Raw genomic sequence first — 16,570 nt, 5'->3', positions numbered from 1 at the left:
GTCCACGCCTCAGAGAAGGGCACGACCATGGCGGGACCCGTCCTGGAAATGCGCTCGATCGTCAAGACCTTTCCCGGCGTCAAGGCGCTGTCGGACGTCTCCCTGAGCGTCCGCCCCGGCGAGGTCCACGCCATCTGCGGGGAGAACGGCGCCGGAAAGTCCACCCTCATGAAGGTGCTCTCCGGCGTCCACTCGCACGGAAGTTACGAAGGGGACATCCTCTTCGAGGGAGAACACTGCGAGTTCAAGGACATCAACGCCAGTGAGGCGCGCGGCATCGTCATCATCCACCAGGAGCTGGCGCTCGTGCCGTTCCTGTCGATCGCCGAGAACATGTTCCTCGGCAACGAGCACGCGAGCCGCGGCTTCATCAACTGGCACGAGACCCTCGGACACGCGACGCGCCAGCTGCGCCGGGTGGGCCTGAACGAGAACCCCAACACCCGCATCGCGGACATCGGGGTGGGCAAGCAGCAGCTCGTGGAGATCGCCAAGGCGCTCGCCAAGGAGGTGAAGCTGCTCATCCTGGACGAGCCGACGGCCTCCCTGAACGACGAGGACTCCGACACGCTCCTCGATCTGATCCTGGAGCTGAAGGATCAGGGCATCACCTCGATCATCATCTCGCACAAGCTGAACGAGATCCGCAAGGTCGCCGACTCGGTGACGATCCTGCGCGACGGGCGCACCGTCGAGACCCTCGATGTGCGGGCCCCGGAGACCACCGAGGACCGGATCATCTCCGGCATGGTCGGCCGCGACCTGGACAACCGCTTCCCCGAGCGCACCCCGCACCAGCCGGAGGCGGGCGCGGCGCCCGCCATGGAGATCCGCAACTGGACGGTGCACCACCCCCTCGACCGTGAGCGCAAGGTCGTCGACGACGTCTCGCTCAGCGTGCGCCGCGGCGAGATCGTCGGCATCGCGGGTCTGATGGGCGCGGGCCGCACCGAGCTGGCGATGAACGTCTTCGGGCGTACGTACGGCAGGTATGCGGGTGGAGTGGTCCTGAAGGACGGCAAGGAGATCCGGACCAGGCACGTCTCCGACGCCGTCGGCCACGGGATCGCGTATGTCACCGAGGACCGCAAGCACTACGGGCTCAACCTGATCGACACCATCGGCCGCAACATCACGATGAGCGCCCTGGACAAGGTCGCCAAGCGCGGGATCGTCGACGAGCACGAGGAGCGGCAGGTCGCCGAGGGCTACCGCAAGTCGATGAACATCAAGGCCCCCACGGTGTTCGAGCCGGCGGGCAAGCTGTCGGGCGGCAACCAGCAGAAGGTCGTCCTCAGCAAGTGGATCTTCGCCGGGCCCGATGTGCTGATTCTCGACGAGCCGACGCGTGGCATCGATGTCGGCGCCAAGTACGAGATCTACACGGTCATCGACAAGCTGGCCGCCGAGGGCAAGGCGGTCGTCTTCATCTCCTCCGAGCTGCCCGAGCTGCTCGGCATGTGCGACCGCATCTACACGATGGCCGCGGGCCGCCTGACCGGCGAGGTGCCGCGCGCCGAGGCGACGCAGGAATCGCTGATGCGCCTGATGACGAAGGACAAAGAGGTAGCACGATGAGCACGAACGTCACGAGCAAGGTCCCGGCGGACGCGCCACCGCCGCCGCGCAAGGAGGGCGGGGCGGCCGGGGGCGGCCTGCTCCAGCTCGTCGTCGACGGCATGCGCCGCAATATGCGCCAGTACGGGATGCTGATCGCGCTCGGTCTGCTGGTCGCCGTCTTCGCCGTGTGGACCGACGGCGACCTGATCCTGCCGCGCAACGTCTCCAACCTGGTGCTGCAGAACAGCTACATCCTGATCCTCGCGATCGGCATGATGCTGGTCATCATCGCGGGCCATATCGACCTGTCCGTCGGCTCGTTGACGGCGTTCGTCGGCTCGATGGCGGCGGTCCTCACGGTCAGTCACGACATCTCCTGGCCCGTCGCCATGATCCTCTGCCTGGTGATGGGCGGCATCGCCGGTTCGATTCAGGGCTGGCTCATCGCGTTCGGCGGCATACCGTCGTTCATCGTGACCCTGGCCGGCATGCTGGTGTGGCGCGGGCTCACCGAGATCCTGCTCAAGGGGCAGACGCTCGGCCCGTTCCCCGACGGCCTGCAGGATCTCGGCAACGGCTTCCTGCCCGCGGTAGGACCGAACACCAACTACCACAACCTCACCCTGCTGCTCGGCGTCCTGCTCGCCGCCGCGGTGGTCTGGCAGGAGATGCGCGACCGGCGCCGGCAGCGCGAATTCTCCCTGGACGTCGTCCCGTTCAACCTGTTCATACTGAAGCTGATCGCGATCGTCGCGGCGATCGCGGTCGTGACGCTGCTGCTCTCCAGCTACAAGGGCACCCCGATCGTCCTGATCGTCCTCGGCGTCCTGGTGGTCGGCTACGGCTATGTGATGCGCAACTCGATCTTCGGCCGGCACATCTACGCGATCGGCGGCAATCTGCCGGCGGCGAAGCTCTCCGGCGTGAAGGACAAGAAGGTCACCTTCTATGTCTTCCTGAACATGGGCGTGCTCGCGGCCCTGGCGGGTCTGGTCGTCGCCGCCCGGCTGAACGCGGCCTCGCCGAAGGCGGGGCTCAACTTCGAACTCGAGGCGATCGCCGCGTCGTTCATCGGTGGCGCGTCGATGAGCGGCGGCGTCGGCACCATCCTCGGCGCGATCATCGGCGGTCTCGTCCTCGGCGTGCTGAACAACGGCATGAACCTGCTCGGCGTCGGCTCCGACTGGCAGTCGGTGATCAAGGGTCTGGCCCTGCTCGCCGCGGTCGGCTTCGACGTGTGGAACAAGCGCAAGTCCGGTTCGTAGTAAGTCCGGTTCGTAGTAAGTCCGGTTCGTTACTCACTTTCAGGAGCCGCACAGATGGAACTGAGCAGACGTACGGTCATGGCATCCGCCGCGGCGGCCGGTGTCGCAGCCACCGCGCTCGGCGGCACGGCACACGCGTCGGGGAGCACCTCCGCGAACGCGTCGGGAGGCAGGAAGCCCGTGAAGGAGTCCTTCGGCAAGCTCGCCGACGGCACGAAGATCTACCGCTGGTCGCTGGAGAACGGCGGCACGCGCCTGAAGGTCCTGAACTACGGCGGCATCGTCCAGTCGCTCGAACTCCCGGACCGGCACGGCCGGTACGTGAACGTCTCCCTCGGCTACGACACCGTCGAGGAGTACGTGGCGGGCACCACGTTCTTCGGCGCCACCATCGGCCGCTACGGAAACCGCATCGCCAAGGGGAAGTTCACCCTGGACGGCAAGGCGTACCAGGTCTCCGTGAACGACGGCGACAACTCGCTGCACGGCGGCGCCAAGGGCTTCAACACGCGGGTGTGGGACATCGAGCCCTTCACCTCCGGCTCCGACGTCGGCCTGCACATGCACTACACGTCCGTCGACGGCGAGATGGGCTACCCCGGCACGCTGAAGACGACCGTCACGTACACGCTGACGGCGCGCGGCGACTGGCGCATCGACTACGAGGCGACGACGGACAAGGCGACCGTCGTGAACCTCACCAACCACACGTACTACAACCTCGCGGGCGAGGGCAGCGGCACGATCTACGACCACGAGCTGACGCTGGCCGCCTCCCGCTACACGCCCACCGACGCGGGGCTCATCCCGACCGGTGAGCTGGCGAAGGTCGCGGGCACCCCGTTCGACTTCCGCAAGGCGAAGCCCATCGGCCGCGACATCCGCGACGCCCACCCGCAGCAGATCCTCGCCAAGGGCTTCGACCACAACTGGGCCCTGGACAAGGGCATCACCGCGAAGCCGGTCCTCGTGGCGACGCTGCGCGATCCGGCCTCCGGCCGCAGCCTGAAGATCGCCACGGACCAGCCGGGCCTGCAGTTCTACTCGGGCAACTTCCTCGACGGCACGCTCGTCGGCCAGTCGGGTCGCACCTACCGGCAGGGCGACGGCCTGGCCCTGGAGACCCAGCACTTCCCGGACTCCCCGAACCAGCCGAAGTTCCCGTCGACGGTGCTGCGTCCGGGTGAGAAGTACCGGACGACGACGGTGCACTCCTTCGGCGTCTGACGACGGTCCGAGCATGTAAGTGGCCGGGGCCCTGCGGGGTCCCGGCCACTCGCATGCCCGGTCCGGCTCAGTACGCGACGGGCCAACCACTCCCCCAGTTCAGCAGGTTGACGCCCATCTTGGGCGTCCCGCCGTCCGTCCCGTCGTAGTAGTGGTAGACGAGCAGATCGCCGTCGGAGTCGGAGAGCACGGACTGGCCGCCGGGCCCGATGTACTTGTCGTGCGTGGCGAGCACCTCGGTGCCGCCGTTCTCCGTCATGCGTACGCCGTTCTTGTCGACGTAGGGCCCCGTGGGCGAACTCGCCCTGCCCACCTTGATCTTGTACGTGGACGAGGTGCCGGCACAGCAGGTGTCGTACGAGGCGAAGAGGTAGTAGTACGCGCCGTGCTTGACGACCGCGGGGCCCTCGACGGCCTTGGTGCCGCTCGGGCGCGCGGCCAGTGACCGCACCGCCTTGTCGGCGGCGTACTGCTTGCCCGTCGACGGGTCGAGCCTGATCATCTTGATGCCGGACGACCAACTCCCGAACGACAGCCACCACTTGCCGTCGTCGTCCACGAAGAGGTTCGGGTCGATGGCGTTGTACCCGGAGGACGTGGTCGTGGCGTGCACGACGCCGTGGTCGGTCCAGGTGCCCGGCTGTCCGCTCGGCGAGGACGCGAAGCCGATCGCCGAGTGCGTCGAACCGAAGGTCGAAACGGCGTAGTACATCAGGTACTTGCCGCCGTGGTACGAGACGTCGGGCGCCCACACGTCCTTGTCGGGGTTGTACGTCGACCACCACGACGGGAGCGTCGTGAAGGCGGCGCCCGCGCGCTTGAACGCCGTGCGGTCGGTGGAGGTGCGGGCCTCGACGCCGTTGTGCGTGGAGTAGACGACGTAGCCGCTCGACGTCTTGACCATCGACGGGTCGTGCACCGACACATCGCCGGTGAGCACGCCCGAGCCGGGGTAGGCGGCCTGCGCGCTGGCGGGGACGAGGGCGTAGGCGGTCATGACGGCGGCGGACGCGGCGAGCACCGGGATCAGGCGGCGCTTGCGCAGGGCGTGACGGCGGACGCGCACTCTTCGCGTGGGGGTTTCATCCTTCATACCGGTGAGTCGCCGCGGGCGGGGCGGGGGTTGCCGGGGGCGGGGCGGGGATTACCGCGTCACGCACTCAGCGGGGTTGCCGCTTCACACACTCAGCGGGATTGCCGCGTCACGCACGTCACATTCGCCCCACGCGCTGAACACCGCCCGCCACACCCCCGTACTCATGCCCGAACACCCACCCGGCCGATGGGAGGCATGTGATGAGCGGAAGCGTCGTCTCGCTGTTCCAGGGCTCGACGGCCCACTCCCCGTCCTACGGCCAGCTGACGCGGGCCGGGGCGGGCGGCGACAGCGGCGGGGTCGTCGACTTCTGCATCCCCTGCAACCCCTACTTCCCCACCCCCGCGATGCTGGACGCGCTGCGCGGCCGGCTGCACGAGATCCTGACGTACTACCCCAGCAGCGCCGAGCACATCACCGCCGAGCTGTGCCAGGTCCTCGGCCTCAACCCGGCGACCGTGGCGATGGGCAACGGCTCGACCGAACTCATCACCTGGATCGACCACTTGCTGGTCCGCGAGTCCCTCGCCGTGCCGGTGCCGACGTTCGGCCGGTGGACGGACCAGCCCATGGAGACGGGCAAGCGGGTCGACATGTTCCCGCTGCCCGAGCGCGACGGGTTCGCGCTCGACCCGGCCGCGTACGCGGAGTTCATCCACGCGCGCGGCTCGCGGGTCGCCGTCGTCTGCAACCCGAACAACCCCGACGGCGGCCTGCTCACCCGCCGGTCTCTGCTCACCCTCATCGACGAGCTGCGCCACCTCGACCTGATCGTCATCGACGAGTCGTTCCTCGACTTCGCCGACGCCGACGGCGGGCAGGACCCCAGCCTCGTACAGGAGGCGGTACTCCGCCCGAACGTGATCGTGCTGCGCAGCCTCGGCAAGAACTTCGGCCTGCACGGGGTGCGCTTCGGCTACCTGGTCGCGAACCCGGGACTCGCCGGCCGGGTCCGCACGGCGCTCCCCAAATGGAACCTCAACTCCTTCGCGGAGACGGTCGTCTTCATGCTCCGCGAGCACCGCCAGGAGTACGCCGACAGCCTCCGCCAGGTGACCCGCGACCGCCAGGAGATGCGCTGGCACCTGGCACGCCTGCGCCCGCTCACCGTCTACCCCTCGCAGGGCAACTTCCTCTACGTGCGCCTGCCGGACGGCGTCGACGGCGTGGCGGTCCGCGACCGGCTGCTCGCCGAGCACGGCGTCCTGGTGCGCGAGTGCGGCAACAAGATCGGATCGTCCAGCAGCTTCCTGCGCCTCGTGGTGCGACCCCAACCGGACGTCCTGCGCCTGGTGGCCGGCCTGGAGTCGCTCATGGGGAGCGGGAACGGAGTCGCCGTGCCCGAGCTGATCGGAGGGACCACCTACAGCTCGGGCACGGCGGCGGTCGACCGCCTCATCCGGACCACGGGAACGTGAACCTCAGGGAGCATCAGGGGGCCTCAGGGAGCTCAGGAAGCCTCAGGGATTGCGCCAGGCGGCGGGGTCCTCGGCCAGCTCCTTCACCGGATCCGGCAGCCGGTCGTGCGCGAGGTCGGCGAGCGTGACGCCCTCCAGGATCTTGCGCACGTTGGCCCGCAGCGCCACCCACAGCGGGAGCAGCGGTTCGGCGGGTCCGGTGTAACTGAGCGCGTTCGGCCGTTCACCCCGCACGGAAACGATGGGCCCCTCCACGGCACGTACGACATCGGCAACGGTGATCTCGTCAGCAGGCCGGGCCAGCAGATACCCCCCGTTCCCACCCCGCTTGCTCACGACGATGCAGCCGCGCCGCAGATCGCTGAGGATCCCCTCCAGGAACTTGTGCGGAATCTCCTGCGCCGCGGCGACGGCCTCTGCCTTGATCGGGACACCGTCCCCCTCGGCATGAACGGTGATTTCCAGGCAGGCACGTACGGCGTAGTCGGCGCGGGCGGAGATCCTCATGCGCTCATTGTGGTGGACGTTCGCGGCGCGCGGTGCGGTGGATCTTGCTTGAGTCCTCCGCGGATCTTCCAGCATCTGGGATACACAGATCTTCCCTACCTTTCCCATAGGGATGGTGCGTACAGTCGCGACCATGGATTTCTCATGGGCGATAGTCGTCGCGGGTGCGCTCGTCGGTGTGGCAGTGGGCCTCACCGGCATGGGCGGCGGCGCGCTGATGACACCGATCATGGTGATGCTGTTCGGCGTCAATCCGACGGCGGCGATCGGCAGCGACCTGGCCACCTCCGTCTTCATGAAGCCCTTCGGAGCGGCGGTGCACCAGCGGGCGGGAACCGTGCGCTGGGACATCGTGCGCTGGCTGCTGCCGACGGCGATGCCGGCGGCGGTCCTCGGCGCACTAGCCCTCCAGCTCCTCGGTGACGGAGATCAGCTTCAGGAGCGCGTGAAGTACGTCATCGGCGGCGCGCTCGTCCTGGCGGTCGTGGGCATGCTGGCCCGGATGTGGCTGGACGCGCGGCGCGGCACGGGCTCCGCCGAGGCCGAGGACGCACACGTGGCAGTCCGCCCGCTGGCCACCCTCACCATCGGCCTGATCGGCGGCTTCATCGTCGGCATGACGTCCGTCGGCTCCGGCTCGCTGATCATCGTGATGCTGATGCTGGCGCACCCGCGCCTGAAGGCGAACCACCTGGTCGGCACGGACCTCGTGCAGGCCATCCCGGTGGTCGCGGCGGCGGCCCTCGGCCACGTGATCTTCGGCGACGTCGCCTTCGGCATGGCGGGCACGCTGCTGATCGGCGCGATCCCGGGCGTCGTGGCCGGCGCACTCCTCTCCACCCGCATCTCCGGCCCGGCCCTGCGCTGGGCCCTGGTGACACTCCTGGCGGGATCGGGCCTGGCGATGTGGGGCGTGTCGGGAACGCCGCTGCTGCTGGTGTGCGCGGCGTTCGCGGCGGTGGGCGTGACGGTCACGCTGCGGGGGCGGCGGCGCTCTCTGGTGGTGGCGGGCTCGTCGGCACCGGCGCCCGCACCCGACGCAGAGAAGGCCGCATCGGAGGCGGGCTCCAGGGTGTAGTCGCGCAAGCGCAGGACTGTGACGCGGAACCACGGAAATATCGTGGTTCCGCGTCACAGTCCGTTCTTCCGGTCACGCCAACCGGATCACGTTCCACGACAGCGGTTCCAGGTCCGCCTTGAGGGTGCCGTCCTCCAGGACCGTTCCCGTCGCCGCGTGCGGTACCACCCGGTCCGGCTCCGTGAGGGTGTTGCGGGCCTCCGGGTCGGCGTCGGAGAGGACGGTGTGCTCGACGATGCGTGTGAGGTCGAGGCCGTTCAGGGCGACTTCCAGGGGCAGCGTCTCCGTCTGGCTGCGGTTCACCGCGAAGACGGTGAGCGTGCCGTCCTCGGCGCGGACCGCCGTGGCGTGCAGGAGGTCGGCCGTGCCGTGGCGCCGCGTGTCGTGGGTGGGGCCCGAGACGCGGACGTCGAGGACCTCGCCGCGGCCGTACTTCGAGGCCGCCGCGAACGGGTAGAACGTCGTCTGCCGCCAGGCCGGCCCGCCCGGCTCGGTCATGATCGGGGCGATGACGTTGACCAGCTGGGCGAGGCACGCCACCGTGACGCGGTCCGCGTGGCGCAGGAGCGCGATGAGGAGCGAGCCGAAGACGACCGCGTCCGTCACCGTGTAGACGTCCTCCAGGAGGCGCGGGGCCTCCGGCCAGTCGAGGGCCGCGACCTCGGACTGGGAGCGCGTCTGGTACCAGACGTTCCACTCGTCGAAGGAGAGGTTGATCTTCTTCGACGACTTGAGGCGCGCGCCCACGTGGTCGCAGGTCGCCACCACGTTCTCGATGAACGACTCCATGTCGACCGCGGAGGCGAGGAAGGAGTCCCGGTCGCCGTCGTGCTCCTGGTAGTAGGCATGGAGTGATATGTGGTCGACGAGGTCGTATGTCTCGGCGAGGACCTTCGCCTCCCATTCGGCGAACGTCGGCATCGACTGGCCCGAGCTGCCGCACGCGACCAGCTCCACGTCCGGGTCGATCTGGCGCATCGCGCGCGCCGTCTCCGCCGCGATCCGCCCGTACTCCTCGGCCGTCTTGTGGCCGGTCTGCCAGGGGCCGTCCATCTCGTTGCCGAGGCACCACAGGCGGATGCCGAAGGGGTCCTTGTCGCCGTGCTCGACGCGGAGGTCGGAGAGGGCGGTGCCGGCGGGATGATTCGCGTACTCCTGGAGTTCGATCGCCTCGGCGACGCCGCGCGTGCCCAGGTTGAGCGCCATCATCGGCTCCGCCTGCGGGCCGAGCTTGCGGAGGAAACCGATGTACTCGGACAGGCCGAAGCGGTTCGGCTCCGTGGTGCGCCAGGCCAGGTCGAGGCGGGCCGGGCGGTCCTCGACAGGGCCGACCGAGTCCTCCCACTTGTAGCCGGAGACGAAGTTGCCGCCGGGGTAGCGGATGGTCGTCACGCCCAACTCGCGTACCAGCTCCAGGACATCGGTGCGCAGGCCCGCCTCGTCCGCGTGCTCGTGCCCCGGCTCGTAGATGCCGGTGTAGACGCAGCGGCCGAGGTGCTCCACGAACGAGCCGAAGAGCCGGGGGTTGACCTGGGCGACGGTGAAGGCGGGGTCGAGAGTGAAGCGTGCGGTGCGCAAGGTGTTCCTTTCGACGAACTGGTTGATCTTCAGGTGCCGGAGGTCACTGGCCGGCCAGACCGGTATGGGCCACGCCCGCCACGATCTGTCGCTGGAAGAAGACGAAGACGATGATCAGGGGGAGGCTCGCCATGAGGCCGCCGGCCATCAGCTGGGCCCACTGGATGCCGTAGGAGTTCATGATGGTCGCGATGCCGTTGGGCATCGTCATCAGGTCGGGGTTGTTGGTGACCATGTACGGCCACAGGAAGTTGTTCCACGAGCTGATGAAGGTGAAGATGCCGACCGCCGCGAGCGAGGGGCGGGACAGCGGCAGGATGACGGTGAAGAAGATCCGCCAGCGGCCCGCGCCGTCGATGGCCGCGGCATCCTCCAGTTCCCGCGGGACGCCCTGGAAGAACTTGTAGAGGATGTAGACCATCGACGCGGGCGCGCACTGCGGCAGGATCATGCCCCAGTACGTGTCGACCATCCCCATCTGCTGGACCGTGGTGAAGAGGGGGACGCCGAGGACGGCCGGGGAGATCATGAGGCCCGCCATGACCAGGCCCATCAGGGCGCCCTTGCCCCTGAACTCGGTGCGCGCGAACCCGTATCCGGCGAGCGCGCTGGTCATCACCACGACGGCCGTGACGCACACGGACACGACCACGGAGTTGACGAACCAGTTGGTGATGTTGCCGGTCTCGAAGATGGCGGACCAGGCCTGCCAGGTCCAGTTCTCGGGCAGCCAGTGCGTCGGTGAGGCGACGGCCTCCGTCTCCGACTTCAGCGACGTGAACAGGGCCCAGACCAGCGGCGACAGGAACACGGCGGACACGGCCACCCCGAGGGCGGTGAGCACGATCTGGCTCGGGGTCCAGCCACGGCGGGCCTTGACGCGGATCTGCGGGGCGGTGGTGGTCATCGGGCGCCCTCCTCACGGTTGCGCAGCAGCCACATCCGCGCGAGCGCGACGGACGCGATGATCACGAAGAAGATGATGGAGGTGGCGGAGGCGTAGCCCACGCGGTAGGCGGTGAAGCCCTCTTCGAGGGTGAACTGCACGAAGGTGCGGGTGCTGTCCTCGGGTCCTGGCCCGAAGTCGAACATCACGACCGCCTGGTCGAAGACCTGGAGCGAGGCCAGGATCTGGAGCGCGATGACGAGTCCGGTGATGTTGCGCAGCATCGGCAGCGTGATGTGGACCATCCGGTGCCAGGCGTTCGCGCCGTCCAGCTTGGCGGCCTCGTACAGATGGGCCGGGATGCCCTGGAGGGCGGCGAGGTAGAGCAGGAAGCTGAAGCCGGCGGTCCACCACAGGGTGCAGATGACGACGGCGAGCATCGAGTAGGACTTGTCGGCCAGCCAGGCCGTGTCCAGGCCGAAGACATGGTTGACCATGCCCGCGGTGGGGTTGAACAGCCATTCCCACAGATTGCCCGCGACGGTCGAGGGCAGCAGGAACGGCAGGAAGAAGCAGAGCCGCCACAGCCACTTCCCGCGCTCGATGTGGTGCGCCAGCATCGCGAGCAGGAACGCCATGACGGTGATGCAGGGCACGACCAGGAGCGTGAAGTACGTGCTGTGGCCGAGCGAGTCCCACAGCATGTCGTCCTGGAGTGCCTCGCGGTAGTTGTCGAGGCCGATGAAGCTCGCGCCCTCGCCGGAGATGTTGGCGTCGGTGAACGAGAGGTACAGGCCGCGCACCACCGGCCAGATCACGAAGAGGCCGAACAGCGCCAGGAACGGCGCCACGAACCAGCCGCCGTGCTGGAAGCCCTGCTTGCGGCGGCGGACGGTGGCGGCCTTGGTGGCGGACCGCGCGGGCGCCGGGGCGATGACGGTCTGCGGGGTGGTCGTCGTCATGAGACCGCACCTCCCTGGGCGGCGGTCCTGCCGTCCATCGGGTTCTTCGAGGCGAGGAGCTGGGAGAGGGCGCCCTTGAGGCGCCGGGCGGCGGCCTCGGGGCTCGCGGAGCCTGCCGACGCGGACATCACGATCGGGCCGGTGCGCTGGCCGAGTAGTCCGGTGGAGCCCGCGAACCACGCCTTCGGCTCGGTCGCCATGTGGTTCATCGCGGACACGTACTCGCTCTGCGGCTCCATCTTTTGGTACGCGGCCGATGACAGGGTCGGCGTGTACGCGGGGATGTGGCCGCCGAGGGCCCACTTCCTGGCGTGCTTGACGATGTACGCGGCCAGTTGGTGGGCGCCCTCGTTGGCAGCGCCGCCGCGCTCCGCCTGGTGCGGGAGGACGAAGGCGTGGGACTCGGCGTGGGTGGCCTCCTTGCCGAAGACCGGCGGCAGCGGAGTCGCCCCGTACGGCACCTTCGCGGTGTCGAAGACGGGCACCGACCAGTTGCCCTCCCAGGTGAACGGGGCGCCGTTGACCATCTGTTCGGCGCCCTTGGCCCCCTTGGCGGAGTAGCCGTCGGTGACGTGCTTGCGCAGGAACTCCAGGACCTGGGTCGCCTTGTCGGTGTCGAAGGTGACCTCGGTGCGGTCGGCGCTGAACCAGGTGCCGCCGAGCTGGGTGTAGAAGGCGACGAACATCCACCACTGGATGTTGAGGTCCTGGACGTTCAGACCGAGGGTCTGCACACCCTTCTTGGCCGCCTTCTTGGCCTCCTTCAGCACGTCGAACCACTCGTCGGTGGAGGTGACCGGAACCATCCGTCCTTCGCCGTCGAGCAGCCCCGCCTTCTTCAGCACGTCCTTGCGGTAGAAGCAGAGCTGTACGTGGATGTCGAGCGGCAGGCCGTACAGCTTGCCGTCGATCGTCGCGCGCTTCCACAGGACCTGGTTGAAGTCCTCCTCCCGCACGCCGTACTTGGCGAGCAGGCCGACGTCCCAGGGATCGAGGAGGGTTCCGGGCGCGAAGCCGGGGATCCTTCCGAGGTGCATCACGGCGAGGTCGGGGGCGCGGTCCCCTGACGCGGTCATCGCGAGCTTGGAGTAGTACGGATTGCCCCACTGGAGCGTGGAGTCCTTCACGTCGATGTCCGGATGCCCCCGACGGAAGTCGTTCAGCATCGAGATCATGTTGTACCCGTCGCCGCCGCTGAAGAGATTCCAGTAGCGCACGCGGGTGTCCGCGCCAGAGGTGAGCGCGTCGGCGCCCGTGCCCATGGCCGCGAATCCCAGGCTTCCCGCGACCGCCAACCCACTCGCACCTGCGAGGAGTTGTCTGCGGTTCAGGCCAGGTCGTCCCACAACCGGCCCCTCCCTACGTCCGATATTTCGAATGCCGCTCGTAACTTCGAACGGGACCGTAAAATCGAAGCGCTTCCGCGTCAATGGGTCGCACGGGAATGGAGGTAAAAAATGCGGGGGGCGCACGACGCGAACGCCGCACGCCCCGCAGGGCATCACCGGACTGCCCGGCCGAACTCTCAGCCTCCGAAGGCCGGTTGGGCCAAGCCCTGTCCGGCTCCCGACACCACCAGCAGGGACCCCGCGAGCGGCTCCGGCGCTTCGAGGCCGACCCGCGCCGACGACACGTACAGATCCTTGAGGTCCGCGCCGCCGAAGGCACAGGCCGTGGGGCGGCTCACCGGTAGCGGGAGCACCCGGTCGAGCTTCCCCTCGGGGGTGTAGCGGCGGATCGCCGCCCCGCCCCACAGGGCCACCCACACGCAGCCGTCCGCGTCGACGGTGAGGCCGTCGGGAGAGCCGGAGCCTTCCTCGACGACCGCCAACTCCCGCCTTTTGCCGATCCGTTCACCGTCCACGTCGAAGACGTCGATGCGTCCCGTCGGGGTGTCGACGTAGTACATGCGCGCGGCGTCGGGGCTCCAGCCGGTGCCGTTGGAGATCGTGACGTCGTCGAGGACCTCGGTCACCGCCCCGTCGGGGGCGACGCGGATCAGGTTGCCGCCGCCGGGCGTCTCGTCGTACGACATGGAACCCGCCCACAGCGCGCCGTCGGGGGCCACCGCCGCGTCGTTGCCGCGCCGCCCGGGGACGGGCTCGCGGTGCAGCCACGTGAAGGCCCCGTCCGGGCCGTAACTGCCCACTCCGTCACGGAGGTTGACGACCAGGCCGCCTCCCGCGCGCGGCTTGGCGGCGCCCACGTGCTGTTCGGTGGCGAGGACGGTGCGGCGGCCGCTGCCCGGCTCGTAGGTGTGCACGCGGGAGTTGAGGATGTCCACCCAGATCACGCGGCCCGTGGCCGGGTCCCAGGTCGGGCCCTCGCCCAGCTCAGCAGAGGCTCGCACGGCCTCCTCGACGCGGATCCTCATCGCGTCACCCCCCGGTGGCCGAGGCGCTCGGAGAGATCGGCGGCGCCCTTCGCGGCGAGCCCCGCCAGCTCGTCCTCGCGCGCGTCGCTCCAGCGGATCATCGGTACGGAGATGGAGAGCGCGGCGACGACCCGGTTGGTGCGGTCGCGTACGGGCGCGGCGACGCACGACACGTCCGAGTTCGACTCGCGGCTCTCCACGGCGATGCCGCGCTCGCGCACCCCGACCAGGTGGGTGCGCAGGGCCGCCGGGTCGGTGATCGAGTTCTCGGTCATCGCGACCAGGTCCGCGTCGTCCGGGACCCGCGCGGTCAGCTCGGCCTCGGACAGCGACGCGAGCAGCATCTTGCCGACCGACGTGCAGTGCGCGGGGAGGCGGCGGCCCGCGGCGGACACCATGCGCACGGCGTGCGTGGAGTCGACCTTCGCGATGTAGATGACGTCGGTGCCCTCCAGGATCGCCACGTGGACGGTCTCGTCGCAGGTCTCCGCGACGTCGCGGGCGACGTGCTGCCCCTCGGCGGCGAGGTCGAGCTGCTCGGCGTACCGGCTGCCGAGCTGGTACGGGCGCACGCCGAGGCGGTAGCGGCCCGGCTGTCCCGGGACCTGCACGATGTACTGGCGGGCGGCGAGCGTGGTGACCAGTTCGTGGACCGTGGTCCGCGGTAGCTGTAGCTTGCGGACGATGTCGGGGGCGGACAGCGTGCCGTCCCCGTCCAGGAACAGCTCCAGGATGTCCAGAGCGCGGGTCACGGCTGGTACGAGGCGTCCCACAACCGACCCCTCCCTATGTTCGGTATTTCAACAGACGGTCGGTATCGCGAACATAGGCTAAACACAGGGGCATTGACCGGGCAATGGGTGATCCCATGCCCGCTACACGGTCTGCACAGAGTCATCGAGTCCGCTCAGACGGGCCCGAGTTCCCCCCGAAGACGCCGGGCCCGCAGCACCAGTTCCAGCTCGAAGCGGCGGTCCGGGTCGTCGACCTCGTCGCCCCACAGCTCGCGGATCTGGCGCAGCCGGTAGCGGACGGTCTGCGGGTGGACGCCGAGCCGGGCCGCGACCTCGGGGGCGCCGCCGCGGGTCTCCAGCCAGGCGAGCAGGGTCTCGGCGAGCCGCCGCGCGTGCGCGGGGCCGCACCGGGTGAGGGGTTCGAGGGCGCGCCGCGCGAGATCGTCGACGAGCTCCTCGGGCTGGAGCAGGACGAGGGCCTGGGTGTGCTGGGTGCACTGCACCACTTCGGCGTCGGGCAGCAGTCCGCGCTCCATGAGGCCGACCGCGGCCTCGGCCCAGCGCAGCGACTTCGCCGCGTCGGCGGGCGCGACGGGCGGCCCGATCGCCCCGGTCCAGCCGGACAGGGCGCGGCGCAGCAGATCGGCGCGGCCCGCGGCGTCGGGTTCGGAAAGGACGAGCCGGGGCCGCTCCGGCTCCATGTCGAGGAGGACGTCGGCCCCGACGGCGGGGGCGACCGCGTCGCGGGCCGGCCGCAGCAGCACGCCGACGGCGACGTGCGCGGGCACCGTCCACCCGATGCGCGCCGCCCGTTCGGTGAGTGCCTGGACGGGGTCGCGGGGCACCGCGGTCCGCCCTTCGAGGAGCAGGTCCATCAGCTTGCGCTGCTGGCGCAGGCGCTCCCCGGCCTGCCGGGCGGCCGCCTCCGCGTAGCCGCGGACCGACTGGTCGACGAGGCCGTCGAGGTACTCGTAGCCGGCCTCCGCGAGTTCGTACATCGCCGGGGGCGGGATGTGCAGCCGCTGCCCGATGTCGGCGAGGCGGCGCCAGGCCATCTTCACGCCGAGCCGGTACATCGCCTGGAGCGAGTCGAGGCTGCGGCCGTGCAGGGACTGGCCGCGCCCGAACTCCTGGAAGAGGGCCGGGGCCTGGCCCTCCGGAAGGCCGTCCGCGGCCCCGTCGGCGAAGCCGCGCACGAAGTCCTCGACGGCGCGGCGGATGCCGACGAGGGCCACCGCCTCACCCGACTCGTCGAGCACGACGGGCAGTTGGGGGAACTCACGGTGGATCTCGTCGAGGATGTCCCGGGCGAGCCGGGGTGCCTCGTCGAGGGCGAGCGCCACGAACTGCTTGGCCTGGAGGCGCGGCACGTCGCACCATGCGGAGCGAGCGGTGGCCGGCACCGGCTCAGCCCCCTTGGCCGGGCGTCTCGTAGGTCACCAGGGGCGTATTGGGCTGGTCCGGCGTCGCGTTGATCAGCGCGAGCACGCCGAAGGCGGCCGCGAAGGCGAGCGCGGCTCCCGTGACCGCGGACAGCGCGGCGGCGAGCAGTCGGTTCATCGCAGGGTCAGCCTCTCGTCCGTGCCCGATCCGGAGTTCACCGATCGGGGTATCGAGGTCGTTCCCCACCCGTGCGATTGCGACGTCCGGCAAGCCGTCCGCCTCAAGTGCCCAGTCTCCACAGGACGTTGACACTTCGTCAAGAGTACGTCTACGGTTCCCGGCCCAAAGGACCCTTCTGACGGATCCTGCTGGAGTCGCGGGCCCTGGCACGCGCATCTGACCCCGCTCGCCTGCACCGCACGTGGACGCCGTCCGCATCCAGCCTGACCCGTCAGAAGGGCCCTCACCGGCCGCCCGCGAACAGAGCGCGGATGCCCTTCCA

General features: G+C 69.3%; 15 protein-coding genes. 5 read left to right on the top strand and 10 right to left on the bottom strand.

What is annotated here, in order from left to right; all coding sequences use genetic code 11:
- Positions 1-27 precede the first annotated feature (27 nt).
- From mmsA to OG746_RS28925, 3 genes are read left to right on the top strand one after another with little or no spacing between them, the layout of a single operon-like run.
- On the top strand, positions 28-1,578 hold the full coding sequence (mmsA, locus tag OG746_RS28935) for a multiple monosaccharide ABC transporter ATP-binding protein (RefSeq protein WP_266719975.1): 1,551 nt from the start codon (positions 28-30) through the stop codon (positions 1,576-1,578).
- Positions 1,575-2,825 carry a multiple monosaccharide ABC transporter permease gene (gene mmsB / locus OG746_RS28930; protein WP_266719973.1) on the top strand — a complete coding sequence of 417 codons (1,251 nt, stop codon included), beginning with the start codon at positions 1,575-1,577 and terminating at the stop codon, positions 2,823-2,825. Before mmsA ends, mmsB begins: the two co-directional genes overlap by 4 nt.
- 54 nt (positions 2,826-2,879) lie before the next feature.
- Positions 2,880-4,052 (top strand): aldose epimerase family protein, encoded by a 1,173-nt coding sequence (locus OG746_RS28925; RefSeq protein ID WP_266719971.1) that lies wholly within the window; start codon positions 2,880-2,882, stop codon positions 4,050-4,052.
- A 67-nt stretch (positions 4,053-4,119) separates the two neighbouring features.
- Here OG746_RS28925 and OG746_RS28920 read toward each other — a convergent pair whose 3' ends face one another.
- Positions 4,120-5,049, bottom strand: a complete 930-nt coding sequence (locus OG746_RS28920) for an arabinan endo-1,5-alpha-L-arabinosidase (protein ID WP_266725492.1) — start codon at positions 5,047-5,049, stop codon at positions 4,120-4,122.
- 299 nt (positions 5,050-5,348) lie between these two features.
- On the opposite strand from OG746_RS28920, the gene OG746_RS28915 reads away from it, so the two are divergent.
- On the top strand, positions 5,349-6,566 hold the full coding sequence (locus OG746_RS28915) for a pyridoxal phosphate-dependent aminotransferase (RefSeq protein ID WP_266719969.1): 1,218 nt from the start codon (positions 5,349-5,351) through the stop codon (positions 6,564-6,566).
- A gap of 42 nt (positions 6,567-6,608) precedes the next feature.
- On the opposite strand, the gene OG746_RS28910 is transcribed toward OG746_RS28915, so the two are convergent.
- Positions 6,609-7,073: an RrF2 family transcriptional regulator gene (locus OG746_RS28910; RefSeq protein ID WP_266719967.1), complete on the bottom strand. Its 465-nt coding sequence runs from the start codon at positions 7,071-7,073 to the stop codon at positions 6,609-6,611.
- Positions 7,074-7,206: 133 nt separating this feature from the next.
- On the opposite strand from OG746_RS28910, the gene OG746_RS28905 reads away from it, so the two are divergent.
- A complete protein-coding gene (locus tag OG746_RS28905; RefSeq protein WP_266719965.1) occupies positions 7,207-8,151 on the top strand; it encodes a sulfite exporter TauE/SafE family protein in 945 nt (314 codons plus the stop codon).
- 72 nt (positions 8,152-8,223) lie between these two features.
- On the opposite strand, the gene arfA is transcribed toward OG746_RS28905, so the two are convergent.
- The 8 genes from arfA to OG746_RS28865 all read right to left on the bottom strand — a co-directional run bounded on the left by arfA (position 8,224) and on the right by OG746_RS28865 (position 16,245).
- The gene (gene arfA, locus OG746_RS28900; protein ID WP_266719963.1) at positions 8,224-9,729 is read right to left on the bottom strand and encodes an arabinosylfuranosidase ArfA; all 1,506 of its coding nucleotides are present in this window, start codon (positions 9,727-9,729) and stop codon (positions 8,224-8,226) included.
- A 43-nt stretch (positions 9,730-9,772) separates the two neighbouring features.
- Entirely contained in the window at positions 9,773-10,636 is an 864-nt protein-coding gene (locus OG746_RS28895; protein ID WP_266719961.1) for a carbohydrate ABC transporter permease, read from the bottom strand.
- A complete protein-coding gene (locus OG746_RS28890) occupies positions 10,633-11,577 on the bottom strand; it encodes a carbohydrate ABC transporter permease (RefSeq protein WP_266719959.1) in 945 nt (314 codons plus the stop codon). The genes OG746_RS28895 and OG746_RS28890 overlap by 4 nt, the downstream gene beginning before the upstream one ends.
- Positions 11,574-12,923 (bottom strand): extracellular solute-binding protein, encoded by a 1,350-nt coding sequence (locus OG746_RS28885; RefSeq protein ID WP_266719957.1) that lies wholly within the window; start codon positions 12,921-12,923, stop codon positions 11,574-11,576. The genes OG746_RS28890 and OG746_RS28885 overlap by 4 nt, the downstream gene beginning before the upstream one ends.
- Before the next feature lie 179 nt (positions 12,924-13,102).
- A complete protein-coding gene (locus OG746_RS28880) occupies positions 13,103-13,951 on the bottom strand; it encodes an SMP-30/gluconolactonase/LRE family protein (protein WP_266719955.1) in 849 nt (282 codons plus the stop codon).
- The gene (locus OG746_RS28875; RefSeq protein ID WP_266719953.1) at positions 13,948-14,724 is read right to left on the bottom strand and encodes an IclR family transcriptional regulator; all 777 of its coding nucleotides are present in this window, start codon (positions 14,722-14,724) and stop codon (positions 13,948-13,950) included. The genes OG746_RS28880 and OG746_RS28875 overlap by 4 nt, the downstream gene beginning before the upstream one ends.
- Before the next feature lie 134 nt (positions 14,725-14,858).
- On the bottom strand, positions 14,859-16,088 hold the full coding sequence (locus OG746_RS28870; protein ID WP_266719951.1) for a PucR family transcriptional regulator: 1,230 nt from the start codon (positions 16,086-16,088) through the stop codon (positions 14,859-14,861).
- A gap of 4 nt (positions 16,089-16,092) precedes the next feature.
- Entirely contained in the window at positions 16,093-16,245 is a 153-nt protein-coding gene (locus OG746_RS28865; RefSeq protein ID WP_266719950.1) for a DUF2613 family protein, read from the bottom strand.
- Positions 16,246-16,570: the final 325 nt, after the last annotated feature.

The organism is Streptomyces sp. NBC_01016 (assembly GCF_026341035.1).
Taxonomy (GTDB): domain Bacteria; phylum Actinomycetota; class Actinomycetes; order Streptomycetales; family Streptomycetaceae; genus Streptomyces.
This window is presented reverse-complemented; position numbering and strand designations above follow the sequence as displayed.

Excerpts from the sequence above, each read along its gene's own strand:
- OG746_RS28865 (WP_266719950.1), bottom strand. The coding sequence starts at position 16,245 with ATGAACCGACTGCTCGCCGCCGCGCTGTCCGCGGTCACGGGAGCCGCG.
- OG746_RS28890 (WP_266719959.1), bottom strand. The coding sequence starts at position 11,577 with ATGACGACGACCACCCCGCAGACCGTCATCGCCCCGGCGCCCGCGCGG.
- OG746_RS28905 (WP_266719965.1), top strand. The coding sequence starts at position 7,207 with ATGGATTTCTCATGGGCGATAGTCGTCGCGGGTGCGCTCGTCGGTGTG.
- OG746_RS28880 (WP_266719955.1), bottom strand. The coding sequence starts at position 13,951 with ATGAGGATCCGCGTCGAGGAGGCCGTGCGAGCCTCTGCTGAGCTGGGC.
- OG746_RS28895 (WP_266719961.1), bottom strand. The coding sequence starts at position 10,636 with ATGACCACCACCGCCCCGCAGATCCGCGTCAAGGCCCGCCGTGGCTGG.
- OG746_RS28925 (WP_266719971.1), top strand. The coding sequence starts at position 2,880 with ATGGAACTGAGCAGACGTACGGTCATGGCATCCGCCGCGGCGGCCGGT.
- OG746_RS28915 (WP_266719969.1), top strand. The coding sequence starts at position 5,349 with ATGAGCGGAAGCGTCGTCTCGCTGTTCCAGGGCTCGACGGCCCACTCC.
- mmsA (WP_266719975.1), top strand. The coding sequence starts at position 28 with ATGGCGGGACCCGTCCTGGAAATGCGCTCGATCGTCAAGACCTTTCCC.
- OG746_RS28920 (WP_266725492.1), bottom strand. The coding sequence starts at position 5,049 with ATGACCGCCTACGCCCTCGTCCCCGCCAGCGCGCAGGCCGCCTACCCC.
- mmsB (WP_266719973.1), top strand. The coding sequence starts at position 1,575 with ATGAGCACGAACGTCACGAGCAAGGTCCCGGCGGACGCGCCACCGCCG.
- OG746_RS28910 (WP_266719967.1), bottom strand. The coding sequence starts at position 7,073 with ATGAGGATCTCCGCCCGCGCCGACTACGCCGTACGTGCCTGCCTGGAA.